The 17,066-nt window shown below is 39.4% G+C and carries 17 protein-coding genes; 8 read left to right on the plus strand and 9 right to left on the minus strand.

Annotation, left to right across the window (positions count from 1 at the left end; genetic code table 11):
* Positions 1-43 precede the first annotated feature (43 nt).
* Positions 44-2,707 carry a TonB-dependent receptor domain-containing protein gene (locus tag ACTIEV_RS04910; protein ID WP_322196901.1) on the plus strand — a complete coding sequence of 888 codons (2,664 nt, stop codon included), beginning with the start codon at positions 44-46 and terminating at the stop codon, positions 2,705-2,707.
* A gap of 102 nt (positions 2,708-2,809) precedes the next feature.
* On the opposite strand, the gene ACTIEV_RS04915 is transcribed toward ACTIEV_RS04910, so the two are convergent.
* Complete coding sequence (locus ACTIEV_RS04915; protein ID WP_250685219.1) at positions 2,810-3,469, minus strand: protein-L-isoaspartate(D-aspartate) O-methyltransferase; 660 nt, start codon at positions 3,467-3,469, stop codon at positions 2,810-2,812.
* A 190-nt stretch (positions 3,470-3,659) separates the two neighbouring features.
* Here ACTIEV_RS04915 and ACTIEV_RS04920 point away from each other — a divergent pair, with 190 nt between their 5' ends.
* Positions 3,660-4,190, plus strand: coding sequence for a hypothetical protein (locus ACTIEV_RS04920; RefSeq protein WP_322196900.1), 531 nt, complete (start codon positions 3,660-3,662; stop codon positions 4,188-4,190).
* A 200-nt stretch (positions 4,191-4,390) separates the two neighbouring features.
* Here ACTIEV_RS04920 and ACTIEV_RS04925 read toward each other — a convergent pair whose 3' ends face one another.
* Both ACTIEV_RS04925 and ACTIEV_RS04930 read right to left on the minus strand, forming a co-directional pair.
* Positions 4,391-6,109: a phospho-sugar mutase gene (locus ACTIEV_RS04925; RefSeq protein ID WP_322196899.1), complete on the minus strand. Its 1,719-nt coding sequence runs from the start codon at positions 6,107-6,109 to the stop codon at positions 4,391-4,393.
* Between the two features lie 80 nt (positions 6,110-6,189).
* A complete protein-coding gene (locus tag ACTIEV_RS04930; RefSeq protein ID WP_322196898.1) occupies positions 6,190-6,690 on the minus strand; it encodes a phosphoribosyltransferase family protein in 501 nt (166 codons plus the stop codon).
* A gap of 99 nt (positions 6,691-6,789) precedes the next feature.
* On the opposite strand from ACTIEV_RS04930, the gene ACTIEV_RS04935 reads away from it, so the two are divergent.
* Positions 6,790-8,097, plus strand: coding sequence for a (Fe-S)-binding protein (locus tag ACTIEV_RS04935; RefSeq protein ID WP_322196897.1), 1,308 nt, complete (start codon positions 6,790-6,792; stop codon positions 8,095-8,097).
* A gap of 144 nt (positions 8,098-8,241) precedes the next feature.
* Positions 8,242-8,571, plus strand: a complete 330-nt coding sequence (locus tag ACTIEV_RS04940; RefSeq protein ID WP_322196896.1) for a DHCW motif cupin fold protein — start codon at positions 8,242-8,244, stop codon at positions 8,569-8,571.
* On the opposite strand, the gene ACTIEV_RS04945 is transcribed toward ACTIEV_RS04940, so the two are convergent.
* Positions 8,568-9,197 carry a LysE family translocator gene (locus ACTIEV_RS04945; protein ID WP_322196895.1) on the minus strand — a complete coding sequence of 210 codons (630 nt, stop codon included), beginning with the start codon at positions 9,195-9,197 and terminating at the stop codon, positions 8,568-8,570. The genes ACTIEV_RS04940 and ACTIEV_RS04945 overlap by 4 nt on opposite strands.
* Positions 9,198-9,388: 191 nt before the next feature.
* On the opposite strand from ACTIEV_RS04945, the gene ACTIEV_RS04950 reads away from it, so the two are divergent.
* Together ACTIEV_RS04950 and ACTIEV_RS04955 are read left to right on the plus strand one after the other, a co-directional pair.
* Positions 9,389-10,168: a (Fe-S)-binding protein gene (locus tag ACTIEV_RS04950; protein WP_322196894.1), complete on the plus strand. Its 780-nt coding sequence runs from the start codon at positions 9,389-9,391 to the stop codon at positions 10,166-10,168.
* 124 nt (positions 10,169-10,292) lie between these two features.
* Positions 10,293-10,799: a hypothetical protein gene (locus tag ACTIEV_RS04955; RefSeq protein ID WP_322196893.1), complete on the plus strand. Its 507-nt coding sequence runs from the start codon at positions 10,293-10,295 to the stop codon at positions 10,797-10,799.
* A 17-nt stretch (positions 10,800-10,816) separates the two neighbouring features.
* On the opposite strand, the gene ACTIEV_RS04960 is transcribed toward ACTIEV_RS04955, so the two are convergent.
* The gene (locus tag ACTIEV_RS04960) at positions 10,817-11,011 is read right to left on the minus strand and encodes a hypothetical protein (RefSeq protein WP_322196892.1); all 195 of its coding nucleotides are present in this window, start codon (positions 11,009-11,011) and stop codon (positions 10,817-10,819) included.
* 80 nt (positions 11,012-11,091) lie between these two features.
* Here ACTIEV_RS04960 and ACTIEV_RS04965 point away from each other — a divergent pair, with 80 nt between their 5' ends.
* Entirely contained in the window at positions 11,092-11,544 is a 453-nt protein-coding gene (locus ACTIEV_RS04965; protein ID WP_322196891.1) for a hypothetical protein, read from the plus strand.
* 8 nt (positions 11,545-11,552) lie between these two features.
* Here ACTIEV_RS04965 and ACTIEV_RS04970 read toward each other — a convergent pair whose 3' ends face one another.
* Entirely contained in the window at positions 11,553-14,009 is a 2,457-nt protein-coding gene (locus tag ACTIEV_RS04970; RefSeq protein WP_322196890.1) for an outer membrane beta-barrel protein, read from the minus strand.
* 128 nt (positions 14,010-14,137) lie between these two features.
* On the opposite strand from ACTIEV_RS04970, the gene ACTIEV_RS04975 reads away from it, so the two are divergent.
* On the plus strand, positions 14,138-14,497 hold the full coding sequence (locus tag ACTIEV_RS04975) for a Spx/MgsR family RNA polymerase-binding regulatory protein (RefSeq protein ID WP_322196889.1): 360 nt from the start codon (positions 14,138-14,140) through the stop codon (positions 14,495-14,497).
* A 62-nt stretch (positions 14,498-14,559) separates the two neighbouring features.
* Here ACTIEV_RS04975 and ACTIEV_RS04980 read toward each other — a convergent pair whose 3' ends face one another.
* From ACTIEV_RS04980 to hisF, 3 genes are read right to left on the minus strand one after another with little or no spacing between them, the layout of a single operon-like run.
* Complete coding sequence (locus tag ACTIEV_RS04980; RefSeq protein ID WP_322196888.1) at positions 14,560-15,645, minus strand: TlpA disulfide reductase family protein; 1,086 nt, start codon at positions 15,643-15,645, stop codon at positions 14,560-14,562.
* Position 15,646: 1 nt separating this feature from the next.
* Positions 15,647-16,243 (minus strand): bifunctional phosphoribosyl-AMP cyclohydrolase/phosphoribosyl-ATP diphosphatase HisIE, encoded by a 597-nt coding sequence (gene hisIE / locus ACTIEV_RS04985; RefSeq protein WP_322196887.1) that lies wholly within the window; start codon positions 16,241-16,243, stop codon positions 15,647-15,649.
* A 60-nt stretch (positions 16,244-16,303) separates the two neighbouring features.
* The gene (gene hisF, locus ACTIEV_RS04990; protein WP_322196886.1) at positions 16,304-17,062 is read right to left on the minus strand and encodes an imidazole glycerol phosphate synthase subunit HisF; all 759 of its coding nucleotides are present in this window, start codon (positions 17,060-17,062) and stop codon (positions 16,304-16,306) included.
* Positions 17,063-17,066 lie beyond the last annotated feature (4 nt).

A 17,066-nucleotide genomic window follows, 5' to 3' on the forward strand; every position in this document is an offset into this window, starting at 1 on the left:
ATCATCGATGCAACTTTGCATCAGCATATTTCAATAGATCATCATGAACAAATTATTTACATTTTTCGCCTTCATCCTCTTGACTTTTTCCGCTGCTGCCCAGTTTCCGGGTGCCAGAATGGGTGGTGCCGGCGCGCCTCCAAATATGAATATGGGGCATTTTTATGGCAAAATCGTTGATAGTAAGACCAATAAAGGCATTGAGGGCGTAACTGTACAAATTACAGGTAACCGATTTGATACCGTAGCCAAGAAAATGGTGGAAGCGGTTCTGAATACTCAAATTACACGTGCCAATGGAGATTTCAGCTTTGAAAACCTTCCTATTTTTGGCAATTTTAAGCTGAAATTCAGTGCATTAGGTTATGCGAACCTGGAAAAAACGGTTTCTTTTGGTATCAAAATGCCTGCTCGCGGTGAAAGTCCCAACTTTCAGCAGATGGCAGGTATGACTGATAAAGACCTGGGCAATATCAAAATGGAACAGGATGCGACTGATCTGGGTAATGTTACCGTAACTTCTTCTGCCAAGCCGCAATTTGAAATGGGGATCGATCGTAAGATCTTCAATGTAGATAAAAATCTGGTGAGTGCCGGACAAACCGCTACTGAGATCATGAAAAACATTCCTGCTTTGAATGTGGATGTAGACGGAAATGTTACCCTGCGTAATGCAGCACCTACTATTTTTATTGATGGTCGTCCAACCACCATTACTTTGGATCAATTACCTGCCGATATCATCGACAAAGTGGAACTGATCACCAACCCTTCAGCAAAATTTGATGCATCGGGTGGTAATGCGGGTATCTTGAATATTGTTTTGAAGAAAAACAAGAAAGTAGGTTACAATGGTGGTTTGAGATCGGGTGTTGATTCTCGTGGAAGAATTAATTTGGGTGGTGATATCAATATTCGTCAGAATAAGATCAATGCTTTTTTAAGTGGCTCATACAATCAGCGTAAATCGATCACCAATACCATGAATGACCGCGATAACCTTTTCTCTACACCTAGCAGCTTGTATATTGTAGGTAAAGGTGTGAGCACCGGTTTCTTTGGTTTCTTCAGAGGTGGACTTGATTTCCTGGTAGATAACAGAAATACAATTTCAATCGCTGCCAATTATAATAGAGGTCAGTTTGACAACTCTAATACACAAAGAGCAGATTCTACAGTGAGTGGTGTATACACTTCTTACAATGATATCCTGAACAACAGTCGTAGTAATTTTCAAAACTTTGGAACACAACTAAGTTACAAACACAACTTTGCACGCAGCGGTGAAAACATCTCAGCAGATGTCAATTTTAACTCAAGCAAGAACGATAATAATTCATTTGTAAATACCAGTACATTCAGAACTGATAACAGTATCAAGTTCCCTGCTTTGTTGCAGCAAACAATCGGCGATGGAACGAATAAGTTTTATACTTTCCAGACTGATTATGAAAACCCATTAACAGAAAGCACCAAATTGGAATTGGGTGGACGTGCTGCAATACGCGACTTCGGTAATACCAGTGACCAGTATAGATATGATTACAGTACCAACAAGTATACGCTGATTCCTGCTATCAGTAATCGATACAGATTCAACGATCAGGTATATGCAGCCTATGTATCTTACAGTTTCAAAGTGAAAAAATTCAGTTATCAATTAGGCTTACGTGCTGAGAGTTCAAGTTATACAGGTACACTTTTGAAAACAACAGGTGCTGATTCTGCACAGTTCAAAGTTGATTTCCCTTTGAGCTTATTCCCAAGTGCATTTATCACTTATAAAGTAAATGATAAACAAGATCTTCAATTGAACTATTCACGTCGTGTGAACAGACCTAATTTCTTCCAGTTGATGCCTTTCCCTGATTTTTCTGACCCTCAGAACATCAGCGTAGGTAATGCTGCTTTGAAACCCGAATTCACCAACTCATTTGAAGTATCATACAACAATGCTTACAAGCGTGGCGCAAATTTCTTGGTAACAGGTTTCTTCAAGTACAGTACCAACCTCATCACCAGATACTCTTATACCGGTAAAAATGAACTGAATCCTGCTGATACCAACTTGGTATTCTACAATTCATTCATCAATGCCGATAACAGCATCATTTATGGTTTGGAATTGAGTAACAAAATGCCTGTTACCAAGTGGTGGGATTTGACTTTAAGCGCCAACTTATTTAGCGCTAAAATCAATGCAACCATTCCCGGACAAAACATCAGCAATGATGCAAGAGTAAGCTGGTTTGCAAAAATGAACAGTGCATTCAAAGTATCCAAAGGATTATCGATCCAGTTCAGTGGCGATTACCAAGCTAAAACCGTATTACCTCCGGGAACCGGTGGTGGTGGTCGCGGCGGCGGTGGCGGCGGTGGTATGATGTGGGGTGGTGGTATGCAAGGTACTGCTCAAGGATTTAACCTCCCACGTTACGGCTTTGATTTGGCTATCCGTAAAGAGTGGACTTGGAAAAATGGACAAAGTGGTTCTCTTACTTTAAGCATGAATGATATTTTCCGTACACAATTATTTGAATCCTATAGTGAAAGTGATTTCTTCCAGCAGACCAGTCAGCGCAGAAGAGATCCGCAGGTTTTACGTCTGAACTTCAACTACCGTTTTGGTAAGTTTGATGCCGCTCTATTCAAACGCAAAAACACCAAAGCCGATCAAGGTGGTGGAATGGATATGATGCAACAGTAGGAAATAAAGAATAAAAAATAAGAAATGAGGAATAAGAAAGTAATTAAAATACATTTTCTCATTCCTCATTTCTTATTCCTCTGTTCCTCTGTTTCTTATTCTCTACCTATTCTTCCCTGTCAGCATCGGTACAAAAGAAAATTCTTCAAAAGCTTCTTCATGTAAAGAACCATCTTCTTGTTTAGTGAGTCGGAGCATGCGTTGGTTTTCTCCTTCATCCACCGGCAACACCATGATGCCTCCTACCTTCAACTGCTGTACTAATTTTGGTGGAATGAAGGGTGCTGCTGCAGTGATCAATATTTTATCATAAGGTTGAAATGCAGGTAAACCTTCGAATCCATCTCCAAAGAAAAACTTTAGATTGGGATACTTCATTTTAAAAACATAGGCACTGTGTTGATCGTATAATTTTTTTTGACGCTCGATCGTGTACACTTTGGCTCCCATTTCTGCCAGTACCGTAGACTGATACATACTTCCCGTTCCAATTTCTAGTACCTTCTCCAATTTTTTGACTTTTAGCAACTGTGTCTGATAAGCAACCGTGTAAGGTTGAGAAATGGTTTGTCCTTCTCCTATCGGGAATGCCCTGTCTTCATAAGCAATTTTATCAAAAGCAGAATCCAAAAAGAAATGACGTGGTATATTATTCATCGCCTCGAGTACCGCTTCATCGGTAATTCCTTTCTCTCGAAGTAATTGGATCAACTGACGCCTCAGTCCTTTATGCTGGTAAGTATCTTCAAATTTCGGTTTCATAAGCTTTACGAATATACTGTTTCCCTATGGGTGTCGGTATTGTTTTCTTCGACTGTGAAAAGAAAAATCGAAATGACAATTTTCCCACATATTCATGTGATACGAAAAACCTTTAAAAGATCAATAGAACCGCAAATACAAAGTTCTCTTTTGCAGCTACAAGCTATATGTAGAATTGCAAAAAAGTAATATGAAAAAGATTATAACATTTTTAAGTCTAGTAGTTTTCCTAATAGCTTGCGAAAAAGAAGCCAATAAGCCGGCGCCATATACGCCTCCGGCTCCGTCGTTTAAAGCTACCCTAGTAGGCAACCAAGCGTTCTTGCCCGATACAGTTATCGTTAGTTCAGAGCAATTGGTACAAGGTGGTCCTTATATGCTGAGAATATCTGCTGAAAAAAAGATTAATGCAGACAGCTCTATCATTGTATTTTTTATTATTGAAGATTTTACAAAAGATAATAACACAGAAAGTAAAACCATCAACCTTACCACTAATAGACCCGCCTACTTTATGGAGGTGAATGATAAGGTAAACTCAACACGCATAGTATATCATTTTTCTCAGAGCGGAACTTTAATATTGAATAAGATCGGCGCGGATTATATCAATGGAACTTTCCAATTCACCTATTTCACATTCGATAAATATGGCGCTAAGATCGGCGAGCATCCAATTCAAAATGGTGAATTCAAGAATTTAAGAATTAAGAGAAAATAAGTAGTTGTATGGGACGCAGATTTATTATGATTATTTATGATTAATCATAATACATCATAATAAATCTGCGTCCCATCACAACAAATAAAAAAAGAGGCTGTATCAAAAGTCTGATATAGCCTCTTTCTTTTACTATCTCCCATGGACCATGGACTATTGACTATAAGCCATAAATTGAATCCCGGCACTCTTCTCTTGACTCACTTCAATTTCATATCAGCAATGATCCGCTCAATCTTCTGTTGAAGTGAGGCATAGGTACTATCAAAATCTTCTTTACTTTTCAATACAGTGTTCACGCTAAAGTAAAATTTGATTTTAGGTTCCGTACCGGAAGGACGTGCTGATATTTTACTACCATCTTCTGTAATAAACTGGAGCACATTACTTTTAGGAAGATCAATCTTCCACTCTTCACCGGTAATCAGATTTTTACCTTTTTGAAGTTCATAATCCAATAAGGTAACCACTGGAGAGCCATCAATAGAAGAAGGAGGCTGATTCCGATAATTTTCCATCATGTCAGCAATTTCTTTTTGCCCATTCATTCCCTTCTTGGTGATACTGATCAGGTTTTCATAATAGAAGCCATACTGCATGTATAACTCTATCATCTTATCAAATAAAGTTCTGCCTTTTGCTTTTTCATAAGCTGCCATTTCACACATCAAAGCCACTGCACTCACGGCATCTTTATCTCTGATCTTATCTCCGATCATCAATCCAAAACTTTCCTCTCCCCCAATCACATAATTCTCTTTCCCTTCTTTTTCTTTGATCAGCTCCGCGATCCATTTGAAACCCGTCAGTACATTATAACAGGCTACCTGATTTTGTTTGGCTACTTCATTGATCATATTGGTAGTTACGATCGTGGAAATGACCATATCATTGGACTGGGCAATGCCTTTTGTTTTACGTGCTTCGATCATATAAGCAAATGCCAGCACAGCCGTTTGATTTCCATTCATCAACACCCACTCACCTTTGTGATTTTTCACACCAATACCCACCCTGTCTGCATCCGGATCGGTACCAAGTAAGATATCCGCATCCATTGCTTTTGCTTTTTGCAGACCAATACTCATGGTCTCGCTTTCTTCCGGATTCGGATAGACAACGGTTGGGAAATTACCATCGGGTACGGCTTGTTCTTCTACCACGGTAACATTGGTAAATCCAAACGCTTTTAATACATCAGGCACCAATGTAATGCCCGTTCCATGTATAGGCGTATACACAATCTTCAAATCGTGTTGCGCTGCGATTACATCCGGGTATACACTCAACCCTTTCACCATCTGCAGGTATGCCTGATCCATCTCCGCTCCCATGAGGGTGATATTGTTCGCGCCTCCTTCCCATAACACTTCATCCACACTCGTAATCGCTTCCACTTCTTTGATCACATTTTTATCATGTGGTGGTACCAATTGTCCGCCATCATTCCAATATGCTTTGTAACCATTGTATTCTTTAGGATTATGTGAGGCTGTACATACCACCCCTGCATGACAACCCAAATGTCTGATTGAGAAACTGAGTTCAGGAGTAGGTCTTAATGCTTCAAACAGAAATACCTTGATACCATTCGCAGCAAATACATTTGCAGTGGTTTCCGCGAAAAACCGACTGTTATTACGACTATCATGTCCGATAGAAACTTTGATCTCTTGATTGGAGTAGGTCTTTTTCAAATAATTGGCAAAGCCTTGTGTAGCCATCCCAATGGTATATTTATTAACGCGATTGGTACCTACACCCATGATACCTCTCAATCCACCGGTACCAAACTCCAGGTTACGATAAAATGCATCTGCCTGTTCATCCTCCGGCATTTTTCGAATGGCATCTTTTGTAATCTCATCATAGTTACCTGATAGCCATGTATTGAGTTTCTCTTGTATTCTAGCATCCATAAAAGCAGATTTTGAAATGATTGTTGAACAAGTTTATCAATATTTTCCCAATTTTCATGGGTAAATATCAGTCTTCATGATTAGGAAATATAAGCCCCTTCCACTTCCCCATCTTTCACTTCAACCTGAATATGATCTTGAAGCGTGGTGGAAACAGACAATCCTACATAATCCGGTTTAACGGGAAACATTTTATGCATGCGTTCAACCAGTACAAGGGTTTGAATGGTTTTGGGGTGAAAATTGAGCAAGGGTTTCAGCCCAAATAACAATGTTCTGCCACTATTGGTAACATCATCTGCAATCACCACATGTAATCCGGTGAAATCAATCACCTCACTAACAGTCACCTCTTTAGGAGACACTTTATCCAATGAGATGGATGCAGTTTGTATGTTGTTGGAAATGTATTTTTTCAAATGCTCGGCGATTTTATCTGCAATCACCATCCCACTATTGCGGATCCCTAAAATGATGACAGGCGCTTCATCCCCATTCAATTGTTCAGCCAGTTCCAATGCCATACGATGCAACTTTCGAGCTGCTGCGTCCTTGGTTAAGATATAATTGCGGTTACCCATATCTGCGATTTATGTTCAAATGTAGGAACATTAAAACCAATCAACAATCCCATTTCCAACCAATCAAAACTGCTATCTTAGCACCCTAAGACCAACCATATGCAATATCTCCAACAAATTCTTTTTGTGGCTTTAGCAGCCGTATCTGTTTGGTTATTCGCACGTAAAGCCGGACAAATACGCAGGAATATCCTTTTGGGAAAAGAAGAAGCGCTTAATGATCAGCCTGCCTTACGCTGGAGGAACTTGTTATTGCTGGCATTGGGACAAAAGAAAATGTTTTCCAATCCATTGGTAGCGGTCATGCACTTCGTGATCTATGCAGGATTTATCATCATCAATCTGGAAGTATTGGAGATTGTATTAGATGGTATTTTAGGGAAACATCGATTGTTTGCTGAGCCATTGGGTGAATTGTACAATTGGCTGATCAATGCATTTGAGTTTTTAGCAGTGGGTGTAATATTGGTTTGTATTGTTTTTTTATCGCGTAGAAATATTATTAAACTCAAACGTTTTATCAGCAAAGACTTGAACGGATGGCCAAGATCTGATGCCAATTATATTCTGATCACTGAGATTGTGCTGATGAGTCTTTTTCTGACCATGAATGCCACTGATCTGGTATTACAAGAAAGAGGAGACAGCCACTATCCTGCTACCGGTTCATTTTATTTTTCAGGATTATTGAGTCCTATCTTCTCCGGATTTTCAGACGGTACTTTAATTGCCATCGAGCGCACTTGCTGGTGGCTACATATTGCGGGCATTTTTGCCTTCCTGAATTATCTACCTTATTCAAAGCACTTACATATCATGCTGGCATTCCCCAACGCATATTATGCCAGACTGGAATCTCCCGGCAAAATGAAAAATATGCCTAGTGTTCAAAATGAAGTGTTGTATGCCATGCAACCCGAGCTTGCCCCAACAGATGCAGCACCACCGGCACGTTTTGGCGCGAAAGATGTATTTGATTTGAGTTGGAAAAACTTACTGGATGCGTATAGCTGTACTGAATGCGGCAGATGCTCAGCTGCTTGTCCGGCCAATACTACCGGCAAACTGTTAAGCCCTAGAAAGATCATGATGGCCACCCGCGATCGTCTGGAAGAAGTAGGACGTAATATTGATGCTAACCAATCATTTCAGGATGATGGCAAATCATTGTTACATGATTATATCTCAGTAGAAGAATTAAGAGCCTGTACCACCTGTAATGCTTGTGTGGAAGAATGTCCGGTGAGTATTTCCCCATTAGAGATCATTACAGAATTACGCAGATCACTGATCATGGAAGAAAGTAATGCCCCACAAGAATGGAATGGCATGTTTAGCAATACCGAAAATAATTTTGCTCCCTGGAAATTTTCTCCGGAAGAAAGAGACCAGTGGGCGATTCAATAATACAAATAAGGAACAAGAAAGAGGAAACAAGAGACAAGGAAATATTTCATGAACGATACATTTTCATTTCCTGTTTCCTGTTTCTTGTTTCTTGTTTCTTGTTTTTTGTTTCTTGTTTCTGATTTCTAATTTTATCCAATACCTATGACACTATCTCCATTTCCTTTCTCTATTACAGACTTCAATACCATTGAACCTGAGATCCATCAGGGCATCACCGGTTTTGCAGAATGGAGGATACTGCATAGGGATAATATCCGTATCCGTTTGGTTACTTATTCTCCCGATTATCTCGCTGATCATTGGTGCAATAAAGGGCATATCATTTTCTGCGCTGAAGGCGAAATGGAGACGGAACTGCACAATGGAGAAAAGCATTTATTACAAAAGGGACAAGTATATACCGTTGGAGATAATGCAGATGCACATCGCTCTTATTCCAAAAATGGTTGTGTCCTATTTATTGTTGACTAGATCCAAGGTTTATACAACATCCTGTATAACTGGATCAATGCTGTGATGATGAATATCACACCCATGATCTGATTGAGGGTTTTATTGCTGGTATTGTTTCTTTTCACCAGCCAATTTCCGCCATGAATATACAATGCCAATCCGGCAATGGTTCCCACACCCGCGCCTGCAGTGAATACATGAAAGGCTGTGGCTGTTATGGGTAATACCTGGGTTTGAATCATGGTAGAAGTCCATAAGAACCAAAAAGGTATTTGTACAGGATTCAAAGCACTCATGGTGAGTCCGAGCAGGAAACGATGCAGTTGATTGTCTAGGATCACCGAACGCTCTTCTTTTTTTTGTTTACGTGCCAAGATAAATGCCAGCATTCCTAACACCAAAAAAAGCAATACGGTGATCCAACCCAACGCCACAAACCAAGTACGGTGTTGAACCACCCAATCCATACCCGTCAGTGCAAATCTCAGGTACAACATCTCAACAATGGCTACCCCAATGGCATACATCCATGCTTTTTTGGCCCCTTCCTGGATACAGATTTGGGTTGCGGTAAAACTCATATTTCCCAGGGGTAATTGTCCCAGAAAGCTAATCAAGCAAGCCACAAAGAAGATATACACCATAGTCCGACGCTAAAAGTTCAAATGTAATGGTTACAATATACATCAGCAATCAAGCAAACTCAATAAGATTTGTATCAATGGAAAAAAAGATCCCTTCAAACATCCTATTGTGGTATAAAATGTTAGCCATAAATTTACGGCGTAAGGATTCATACATCTAACCGCTGGCAAACAGCAATAACTGAACGCATATGAAAGTGATGACCATGGCAGAAATGGCAATGACTGGTGAAAGTCCTGAAATTTTATTTTGGGTAGGTTGTGCCGGAAGCTTTGATCAAAGAGCGCAGAAGATCACCAAAGCCTTTGCTTCTATTCTAGATAAAGTAGGGATGCGTTATGCTATTCTGGGCAAAGAAGAAGCCTGTACCGGCGATCCTGCACGCAGAGCGGGTAATGAATTTCTCTTTCAAATGATGGCGTATCAGAATATTCAGGTCCTGAATGGATATGGCATCAAAAAAATTGTAACGACCTGTCCACATTGTTTCAATACGCTCAAAAATGAATACCCTGAGTTGGGTGGAAATTATGAAGTCATTCATCATACTACGCTCTTACAACAACTCATCGATGAAGGACGTATTCAACTAAAAGAAGGAGGTGCTTTTAAAGGAAAAAAAATCTCTTTCCATGATAGCTGTTACCTCGGACGCGCCAATAATATTTATGAAGCCCCCAGAAAAGTACTGGAAGCATTAGATGCCGAACTCGTTGAAATGAAAAGATGCAGAAGTAAAGGCCTCTGCTGTGGAGCCGGGGGGGCTCAAATGTTCAAAGAAGACGAACCCGGAAACCAACGCATCAATATTGAAAGAGCCGATGAAGCCCTTGCCACCGGTGCCGGATTTATCGCCGCAGCTTGTCCATTCTGCAACACCATGATGACAGACGGTGTGAAAAATCGTGAAAAAGAAAATGAAGTAGCAGTGTTGGATGTAGCTGAGTTGGTGGCGCAGAGCATGGAGTGATGACAGATCTATGATTTTTTGATTTTTTACTTTTGACTTTTTAATTTTCTTTCATCCAAAATAAAAAAATCTGTCATCTGACATCTGCCGTCTGACATCCGAAATTCCTCTCTATCTTTGCAGTATGGATCTCAACTATCAGTCTTTTGTACCGGCAGATTTCCACGACAGCTCTCGGGTGTGGATATACCAATCTTCACGATTATTTTCCATGAGTGAGGCTTTTGAGTTGGAAACCATTTTCAATGAATTTACGACTAATTGGTTGAGTCATGGCACCCCTGTAAAAGGGTATGCGAATCTGTTCTTTGGACAATTCATTGTAATTATGGCCGATGAAACCGCTACGGGTGTGAGTGGGTGCAGTACAGATAGTTCTGTAAAAATGATCAAAGAAATTGAAGCTCGTTTCAAAGTGAATATGTTCGACAGACAACAACTGGCTTTTATTGTGAAAGATAAAGTACAGTTATTACCACTGTCGCAATTGAATTATGCTTTGGAAAATCAATTTATTGTACCCGATACATTATACTTTAATAATCTGGTAGCCAACAAGAAAGAATTACTGGAGAACTGGTTGATTCCTGTTCATAAAAGCTGGCTGGCAAACAGACTCAAAGTAAGTTGAACGGATTCCTCCAAGCATTACCGATTATTGCTGTTGCTTCTCTTTTTCAATAGAAAAAAACGGGCTACTTCGCCTAATAAGCCAACGAAAAAAGTAATGGCTCCAAGTATCATTGAATCTGTAAAACCCCACTCAAGAAGCCAATAAACAATAGCAAAAACCATTAGCGCAAAAATAAAAGCGGCAATTAGCATACTTACTAAATATTTCATGTCACGGCTTTGTACCTCTAATATAACAACTATTTATAATTTCGTATAGTTATTGCAGAAGTTTTCTCAAATAAACCATTATGAAGAAAAACTTACTACTCATACTTCTTTTATCATCCATTACCGCTTTCACTCAAACAACAGCTAAACAACCCAAAAAGCACATATCAGATCTTGGAGTCAGTCTTGGCAGCTCTCTGGATAATCTGGGTGGATTTAGTTCAGGTGTTGATATTCGTTTTATTCCGGTAAGTACACAAAAAATAAGTTGGACAGTAACACCCGGATTTACTTATTTCAATAAAAGAAATGGCGGGTTTGTTGTTTTGAAGTCTGGCGTTATGTTTCCGGTTACCGATCGTTTATATGTATCAGGCGAAACAGGTATTGGCATTTTTACAGAGGGTGGTGAAAGTTTTATTCTTTCTCCGGGGATAGGTACCAATAGCAAAAACCTGAACTTTAGCTTACGGTATGAGAGATTTAGTAGTGATACTTCTCAACTGGCATTTAGATTAAGCATCAGCTTATGAGATGAGATTTAATCGGCAGCTTTGATTTTTTGCAAAGCTGCTTTTTTATCTTTCTCACTCAGCTTCGATTTCTGTACCACTTTATTCAACTGATAACTAACAGCAATTCTGAAGTTGCGTGTATTACTGGAATTAAAACTCTCCAGGTTAAAATTCGCGCCATAGGTATAGTTGGTAAATCTTTGAGGCGTGAATGGATCTATCGCGTTAAAACTCAAGATCAGTCTACGATCAAAGAAGCGATGCTGCACACCTAAATTCATGTTTACATTACTCCTGCTTCTTCCCTGCGGATTGGCAAAATTGCTGAATCGAATATTTCCCTCGAAGGTTAATACATTACTGGGCGTAAACGTATAATTCAAACTGCTGTAAAAACTATTGCCATCACGATAGCGATACAGTTTCTTTTCCGTTTCACTGTATTTATTCATTGTATAACCCATACTGGTATTTACCCGAAATTGTTTGCTGAAAGTGTATCCACCCCATATACTGGCTTCATATTCACGTCTGTCAGCAATATTGAGCCAACTCAGTTCTGTTTTTCCATCTCCTACCAGATTACGGATAGAGTTGAATACATCTTTCAATCGATTATACCCTATGGATGTGTTGATATAGTATTTTCCTTTGATCCAACTCAAATTCCAATCAAAATTATCAGACAGTGTTGGTCTCAAATAGGGATTACCAAAACGAAGATTATACGGATCACTGTAATCTACATTTGGATTCAATTCACCAATACCCGGTCTACGTATCGTAGCACGATAAATAAGGGTAGAGTTCAGTGATTTATTAAACTCTTTCCGTAGAGATATATTAGGTAATACATTCCAGTATCCATTATTCACATCCGAACCATTGCCTTTCAAAAAGGTGAATCCCATTTCAGTATGTTCTGCCTGCAGACCAAAATTCAATCGCCAACCTTTTCCAAAAGACAATCCGTATCCTGCTCTGGCAGTAAATATATTTTGTAAGAACTCAAAATCATTACTCAGGATATCATTCGGAATAAAGACTCCATCTGATTTTCTAAGAAAACTCGTATTCAGTGTATTGTGAAAGAATGATCGATTGTAAAACATACCGGTAGAAAAATTGGAGCCTTTCTTTTTCAGTGGCTTATTATAATCCGCACGTATCGAAGCAGAACGATTGAGATTATCAAAGAATTGAGATTGTGTAGAATCAACACCTGTTGCAGAAAAGTCTGGATTCAAAAACTCCTGAAAAAATGCTCGATCATTATTGTTCTTATTCGCATTCACATTTAGGATAACTCGAATAAACTCTGCCGGATTTTTTGCTTTATGCGTATACGATAGACTAGCGTTATGTCCATACCCCTCTCCTTTACTTCCATTGGTTCTGGTACTATTTCTATACACTTCTTTATTTCGGTTGATATTCACAAAAGTGTTTACACTTTCATTACCATAATAATTCAAATTTCCTTGATAAGTGAAATTCAGTTGATTCCTCTTATTCAATTCAAAATCAGTCTGCACACGGAGATTGGGACGCAGGTTTTTGTTTTCGAATGAACCTGTTGTATTAAAGTAATTGGTAGAGTCTCGATAAATATTTTCTCTTTTAGAATAGCTGTTACCTGTTAAAATGCTTCCACCCAATCCGGCAGTAATATTGATAGAAAAAGGCTGTGTTCGATAACTGGCATTGACTGCCAAATTACCTTCTCCTCTTGTCCCCATACTCAACGATGTTCTACCCACCCAGCCAATCTTTCCTTTTTTGGTAACGATATTAATGACACCACCTGTCTCTGTTGCATATTGCGGTGGTGGATTGGTCATGATCTCAATCTTTTCAATACTGCTTCCGGGTAAGCTTTCCAGAAGATCTTGTAACTGTTGTGCGTTCAATTCTGTGGGCTTATCGTCGATAAGGATTCGGGGCTCTTTTCCTTTTAGTAATATCTTACCTGTGGGATCATTATTGACCAAGGGCATGTTTTTCAGTAATTCCGCGGTACTGGCTCCCCCGCTCAAAGCACTTTCGCCAACATTATAAGTGATCTTATCATCCTTGTTTTCAATCAATGGTTTTTCGGCGTATACAATTACCTCGTTCAGGGTGCTTGCAGCATCATTCAATTTGATATCTCCCAAATTAAAATCATACCGCTCCGGGCGCAGATAAATACTATCAATATTCATCTGAGCAAACCCTACCATTACCACAGTTAATCTGTAATAACCAAGCGAAAGCTTATTAAATTCAAATGCTCCATTTTTATCTGCAACAGTTGATAACCGACGTGTAGTATCACCCAGATCTTTTAATTGAAGGGAAGCAAATGCCAAAGGTTTGCCGGTTTTAGCTTCCAGTATATTACCGATAATAAGTCCCAGCTGTGCGCGAGATTTCTCAGATGTGTTCTGAGCAATAAGTGTTGATGATAGTAGTATCCCTATCCAAAGTAGATAAATTCTCAAGATCTGTCGATTGCTAGAGAACAAATTAAAGATTAATAGGTTATTATTGGCGAAATTCTATACAATTGGCCCTATCTCCCCAAAAATCGGCAGATAAGGTATTTGAGTGGACTTTAAGACTGTAAACTATGTACACAATTTTTGGTATTCCCAATTGCGACACCGTGAAAAAAGCCATCACTTGGCTGAAAGAAAACAAGATCGATTACCAATTTCATGATTATAAAGTTGCCGGTATTGATACCGCTACATTACAATCATGGTGCGAACAGGTTAATTGGGACATCATCTTCAATAAAAGATCGACTACTTATAAAGAACTCCCTAGCAGTTTACAACAGTCTATAACAACAGCTGCAAAAGCCATCCCCGTGATGCAACAACATACCAGCATCATCAAAAGACCCATCATAGTAAAGAAAGGAAAAGTAGTGGCTGTTGGTTTTGATGCGAGGAAATATGAGGAGATTTTTGGTAGTGGTCGATAGTCCATAGTCCATGGTCGATGGTTTTCCCCAAATACTATGGACGATGGACTATGTACCATGGACTATTTCAACAACTCCTTCAGCTTATCCTGCAATGCTTGTGCCCTGAGATCTCGGGCGATGATTTTCCCGTTGGGGTCGATTAACATGTTTGCAGGGATGCCTTGAATATTGTACATCTTGGCCACTTCATTGTCCCAAAATTTCAGATCACTGACGTGTGTCCAATCCAATTTGTCTACTTTGATAGCTTGTAACCAATTGTTTTTATCCTGATCCAAAGAAACACCCAAGACTGTAAAGTTTTTATCTTTGAACGTATTATATGCAAGTACTACATTGGGATTTTCTTCACGACAGGGTCTGCACCAACTCGCCCAAAAATCTACCAACACATATTTTCCTTTGAAAGAAGATAACGAAACAGACTTGCCATTCACATCATTTTGCGTGAAATCCAATGCCTGTGAGCCTATTCTACCTATTTTAGATTTATTGATCGTTTGGGCAATGATCTCTGCATAAAACCCTTTTTGCACAATGGGCTGTAAATCATTGTAACGCGCTTCTAACTCATCAAGGTCATCGTACAATGGACCTACCGCAAATAACACAAACGGACTTACCGGAGATGCTGCATTATTCTTGATAAATTCGGCTGCTGTAGCCAGTAATATGGCTTTGTTTTGATTGAAAACATTGATTAAAGAATCACGCTTTGCATTAGAGGATGACTGTTGATTGATGGTATTCGCCAATGTATTCAACTTATCTTTTAGCGGATTGAATTTTACCCTGAAACGTTCATAATCTTTCTGAACAGCAGACCCACTGATGACAGCAGCTTCCAAATTAGAAATTTCTCCATCCAGATTTACAGCATCATTTCCAATGAACATGTCTAATTTCTCATTCTTCCCATTGAATGCGATCTGTACCAATTCCGGTTGGGTAAGCTTGCCTTTGAGTGTAAATTGACCATCTTTTGCAGTTGCCGTGGCAATGGTTTGCCCGGTAACGCCATTGGTGAGAAACACTGTGGTATTATCTGATAATCCTTTCAATATTCCCTTGATCTCGTAACTATCAACACCTACCTGCGCCAGCATGCTCAGTGGCAAGCATAATAAAAAGAGTAGTTTTTTCATATTATCTGGAATGTCTTTGTTTCAATATATCAATGACAGACTGTAATTTATAACCTTTCGCGTTAAGCAAAAGTAAATAATGGAATAAGAGGTCGGCAGCTTCATTTAGAAACAGTTCCTCATTGTTATCTTTAGCTTCAATTACCAGCTCTACTGCCTCCTCACCTACTTTTTGCGCTACTTTATTGATGCCTTTAGAAAAGAGTTTGGCAACATAAGACTCTTCAGGTGAAGCTTGTTTACGTAAGCGAATGATATCTTCCAGGTATAAGAGAAAGTCTTCGCTATGATTTCTTTCACTCCAGCAAGTATCTGCTCCGGTATGACAAACAGGTCCTACGGGATGAACCTGAATCAGCAAAGTATCCTGATCACAATCCACTGCCATACTTTTTAATTCCAAAAAATTGCCACTTTCCTCACCCTTTGTCCATAATCTATTCTTACTGCGACTGAAAAAAGTAACTTTTCCGGTTTCTTCAGTCTTGGTAAGTGCCTCTTGGTTCATAAAACCCAGCATCAGTACTTTATGGGTTTCAATATCCTGTACGATAGCAGGCACCAACCCATCCGCATATTTTGAAAAATCAACTTTCATAATTCAATTATTTATGCTGCTCCATAATCCTATACTACAACATTCAATATTCGATATTCATCATTTTCTAACCACCACTCCATTTTCTGCAAGATACTGCTTCAATTCCGGTATCCCTATTTCTTTAAAGTGAAAGATACTGGCAGCAAGTGCTGCATCTGCTTTCCCTTCTTTGAAAACAGTAGTAAAATGTTCCATTGTACCACCGCCACCGGAAGCAATCACCGGTACAGGTAATGCTTCTGCTAATTGAGCCGTAATATCCAGCGCAAAACCTTGCTTGGTTCCATCATGATTCATGGAGGTCAGTAAAATTTCTCCCGCACCCAATGCCACTCCCTGTTTTGCCCAATCCAAACAAAGCGTTTCTGTTTTTACTCGTCCACCATTCAGGTACACATACCAATTACCATCTTCTTCCCGACGGGTATCAATGGCCAAAACCACGCACTGTGAACCGAATTCTTTAGACAGCTCTGCAATCAATTCCGGTCTTTTAAAAGCAGCCGTGTTTACAGATATTTTATCTGCTCCATTTTGAAGTAACGCTCTTACATCTTCTACACTACTAATACCACCACCCACCGTAAAGGGAATATTGATTTTGTGGGATATTTTATTGACCAATTCACTTAGTGTTTTTCTTTTTTCATTGGTGGCTGTAATATCCAGAAACACCAATTCATCAGCACCCGAGGCAGCATACAGCGCTCCTAATTCAACAGGATCGCCCGCATCTCTTATATTTTCAAAATTGACTCCCTTAACGGTTCTGCCATCTTTGATATCTAAACAGGGTATGATTCTTTTTGTCAGCATACAA

This window comes from Sediminibacterium sp. (assembly GCF_051861365.1).
In the GTDB taxonomy this organism is placed as follows: domain Bacteria; phylum Bacteroidota; class Bacteroidia; order Chitinophagales; family Chitinophagaceae; genus Sediminibacterium.

What these genes read in the sequence shown, in the direction of transcription:
- ACTIEV_RS04910 (WP_322196901.1), top strand. Translation starts at nt 44, where the DNA reads ATGAACAAATTATTTACATTTTTCGCCTTCATCCTCTTGACTTTTTCC.
- ACTIEV_RS04915 (WP_250685219.1), bottom strand. Translation starts at nt 3,469, where the DNA reads ATGAAACCGAAATTTGAAGATACTTACCAGCATAAAGGACTGAGGCGT.
- ACTIEV_RS04920 (WP_322196900.1), top strand. Translation starts at nt 3,660, where the DNA reads ATGAAAAAGATTATAACATTTTTAAGTCTAGTAGTTTTCCTAATAGCT.
- ACTIEV_RS04925 (WP_322196899.1), bottom strand. Translation starts at nt 6,109, where the DNA reads ATGGATGCTAGAATACAAGAGAAACTCAATACATGGCTATCAGGTAAC.
- ACTIEV_RS04930 (WP_322196898.1), bottom strand. Translation starts at nt 6,690, where the DNA reads ATGGGTAACCGCAATTATATCTTAACCAAGGACGCAGCAGCTCGAAAG.
- ACTIEV_RS04935 (WP_322196897.1), top strand. Translation starts at nt 6,790, where the DNA reads ATGCAATATCTCCAACAAATTCTTTTTGTGGCTTTAGCAGCCGTATCT.
- ACTIEV_RS04940 (WP_322196896.1), top strand. Translation starts at nt 8,242, where the DNA reads ATGACACTATCTCCATTTCCTTTCTCTATTACAGACTTCAATACCATT.
- ACTIEV_RS04945 (WP_322196895.1), bottom strand. Translation starts at nt 9,197, where the DNA reads ATGGTGTATATCTTCTTTGTGGCTTGCTTGATTAGCTTTCTGGGACAA.
- ACTIEV_RS04950 (WP_322196894.1), top strand. Translation starts at nt 9,389, where the DNA reads ATGAAAGTGATGACCATGGCAGAAATGGCAATGACTGGTGAAAGTCCT.
- ACTIEV_RS04955 (WP_322196893.1), top strand. Translation starts at nt 10,293, where the DNA reads ATGGATCTCAACTATCAGTCTTTTGTACCGGCAGATTTCCACGACAGC.
- ACTIEV_RS04960 (WP_322196892.1), bottom strand. Translation starts at nt 11,011, where the DNA reads ATGAAATATTTAGTAAGTATGCTAATTGCCGCTTTTATTTTTGCGCTA.
- ACTIEV_RS04965 (WP_322196891.1), top strand. Translation starts at nt 11,092, where the DNA reads ATGAAGAAAAACTTACTACTCATACTTCTTTTATCATCCATTACCGCT.
- ACTIEV_RS04975 (WP_322196889.1), top strand. Translation starts at nt 14,138, where the DNA reads ATGTACACAATTTTTGGTATTCCCAATTGCGACACCGTGAAAAAAGCC.
- ACTIEV_RS04980 (WP_322196888.1), bottom strand. Translation starts at nt 15,645, where the DNA reads ATGAAAAAACTACTCTTTTTATTATGCTTGCCACTGAGCATGCTGGCG.
- hisIE (WP_322196887.1), bottom strand. Translation starts at nt 16,243, where the DNA reads ATGAAAGTTGATTTTTCAAAATATGCGGATGGGTTGGTGCCTGCTATC.
- hisF (WP_322196886.1), bottom strand. Translation starts at nt 17,062, where the DNA reads ATGCTGACAAAAAGAATCATACCCTGTTTAGATATCAAAGATGGCAGA.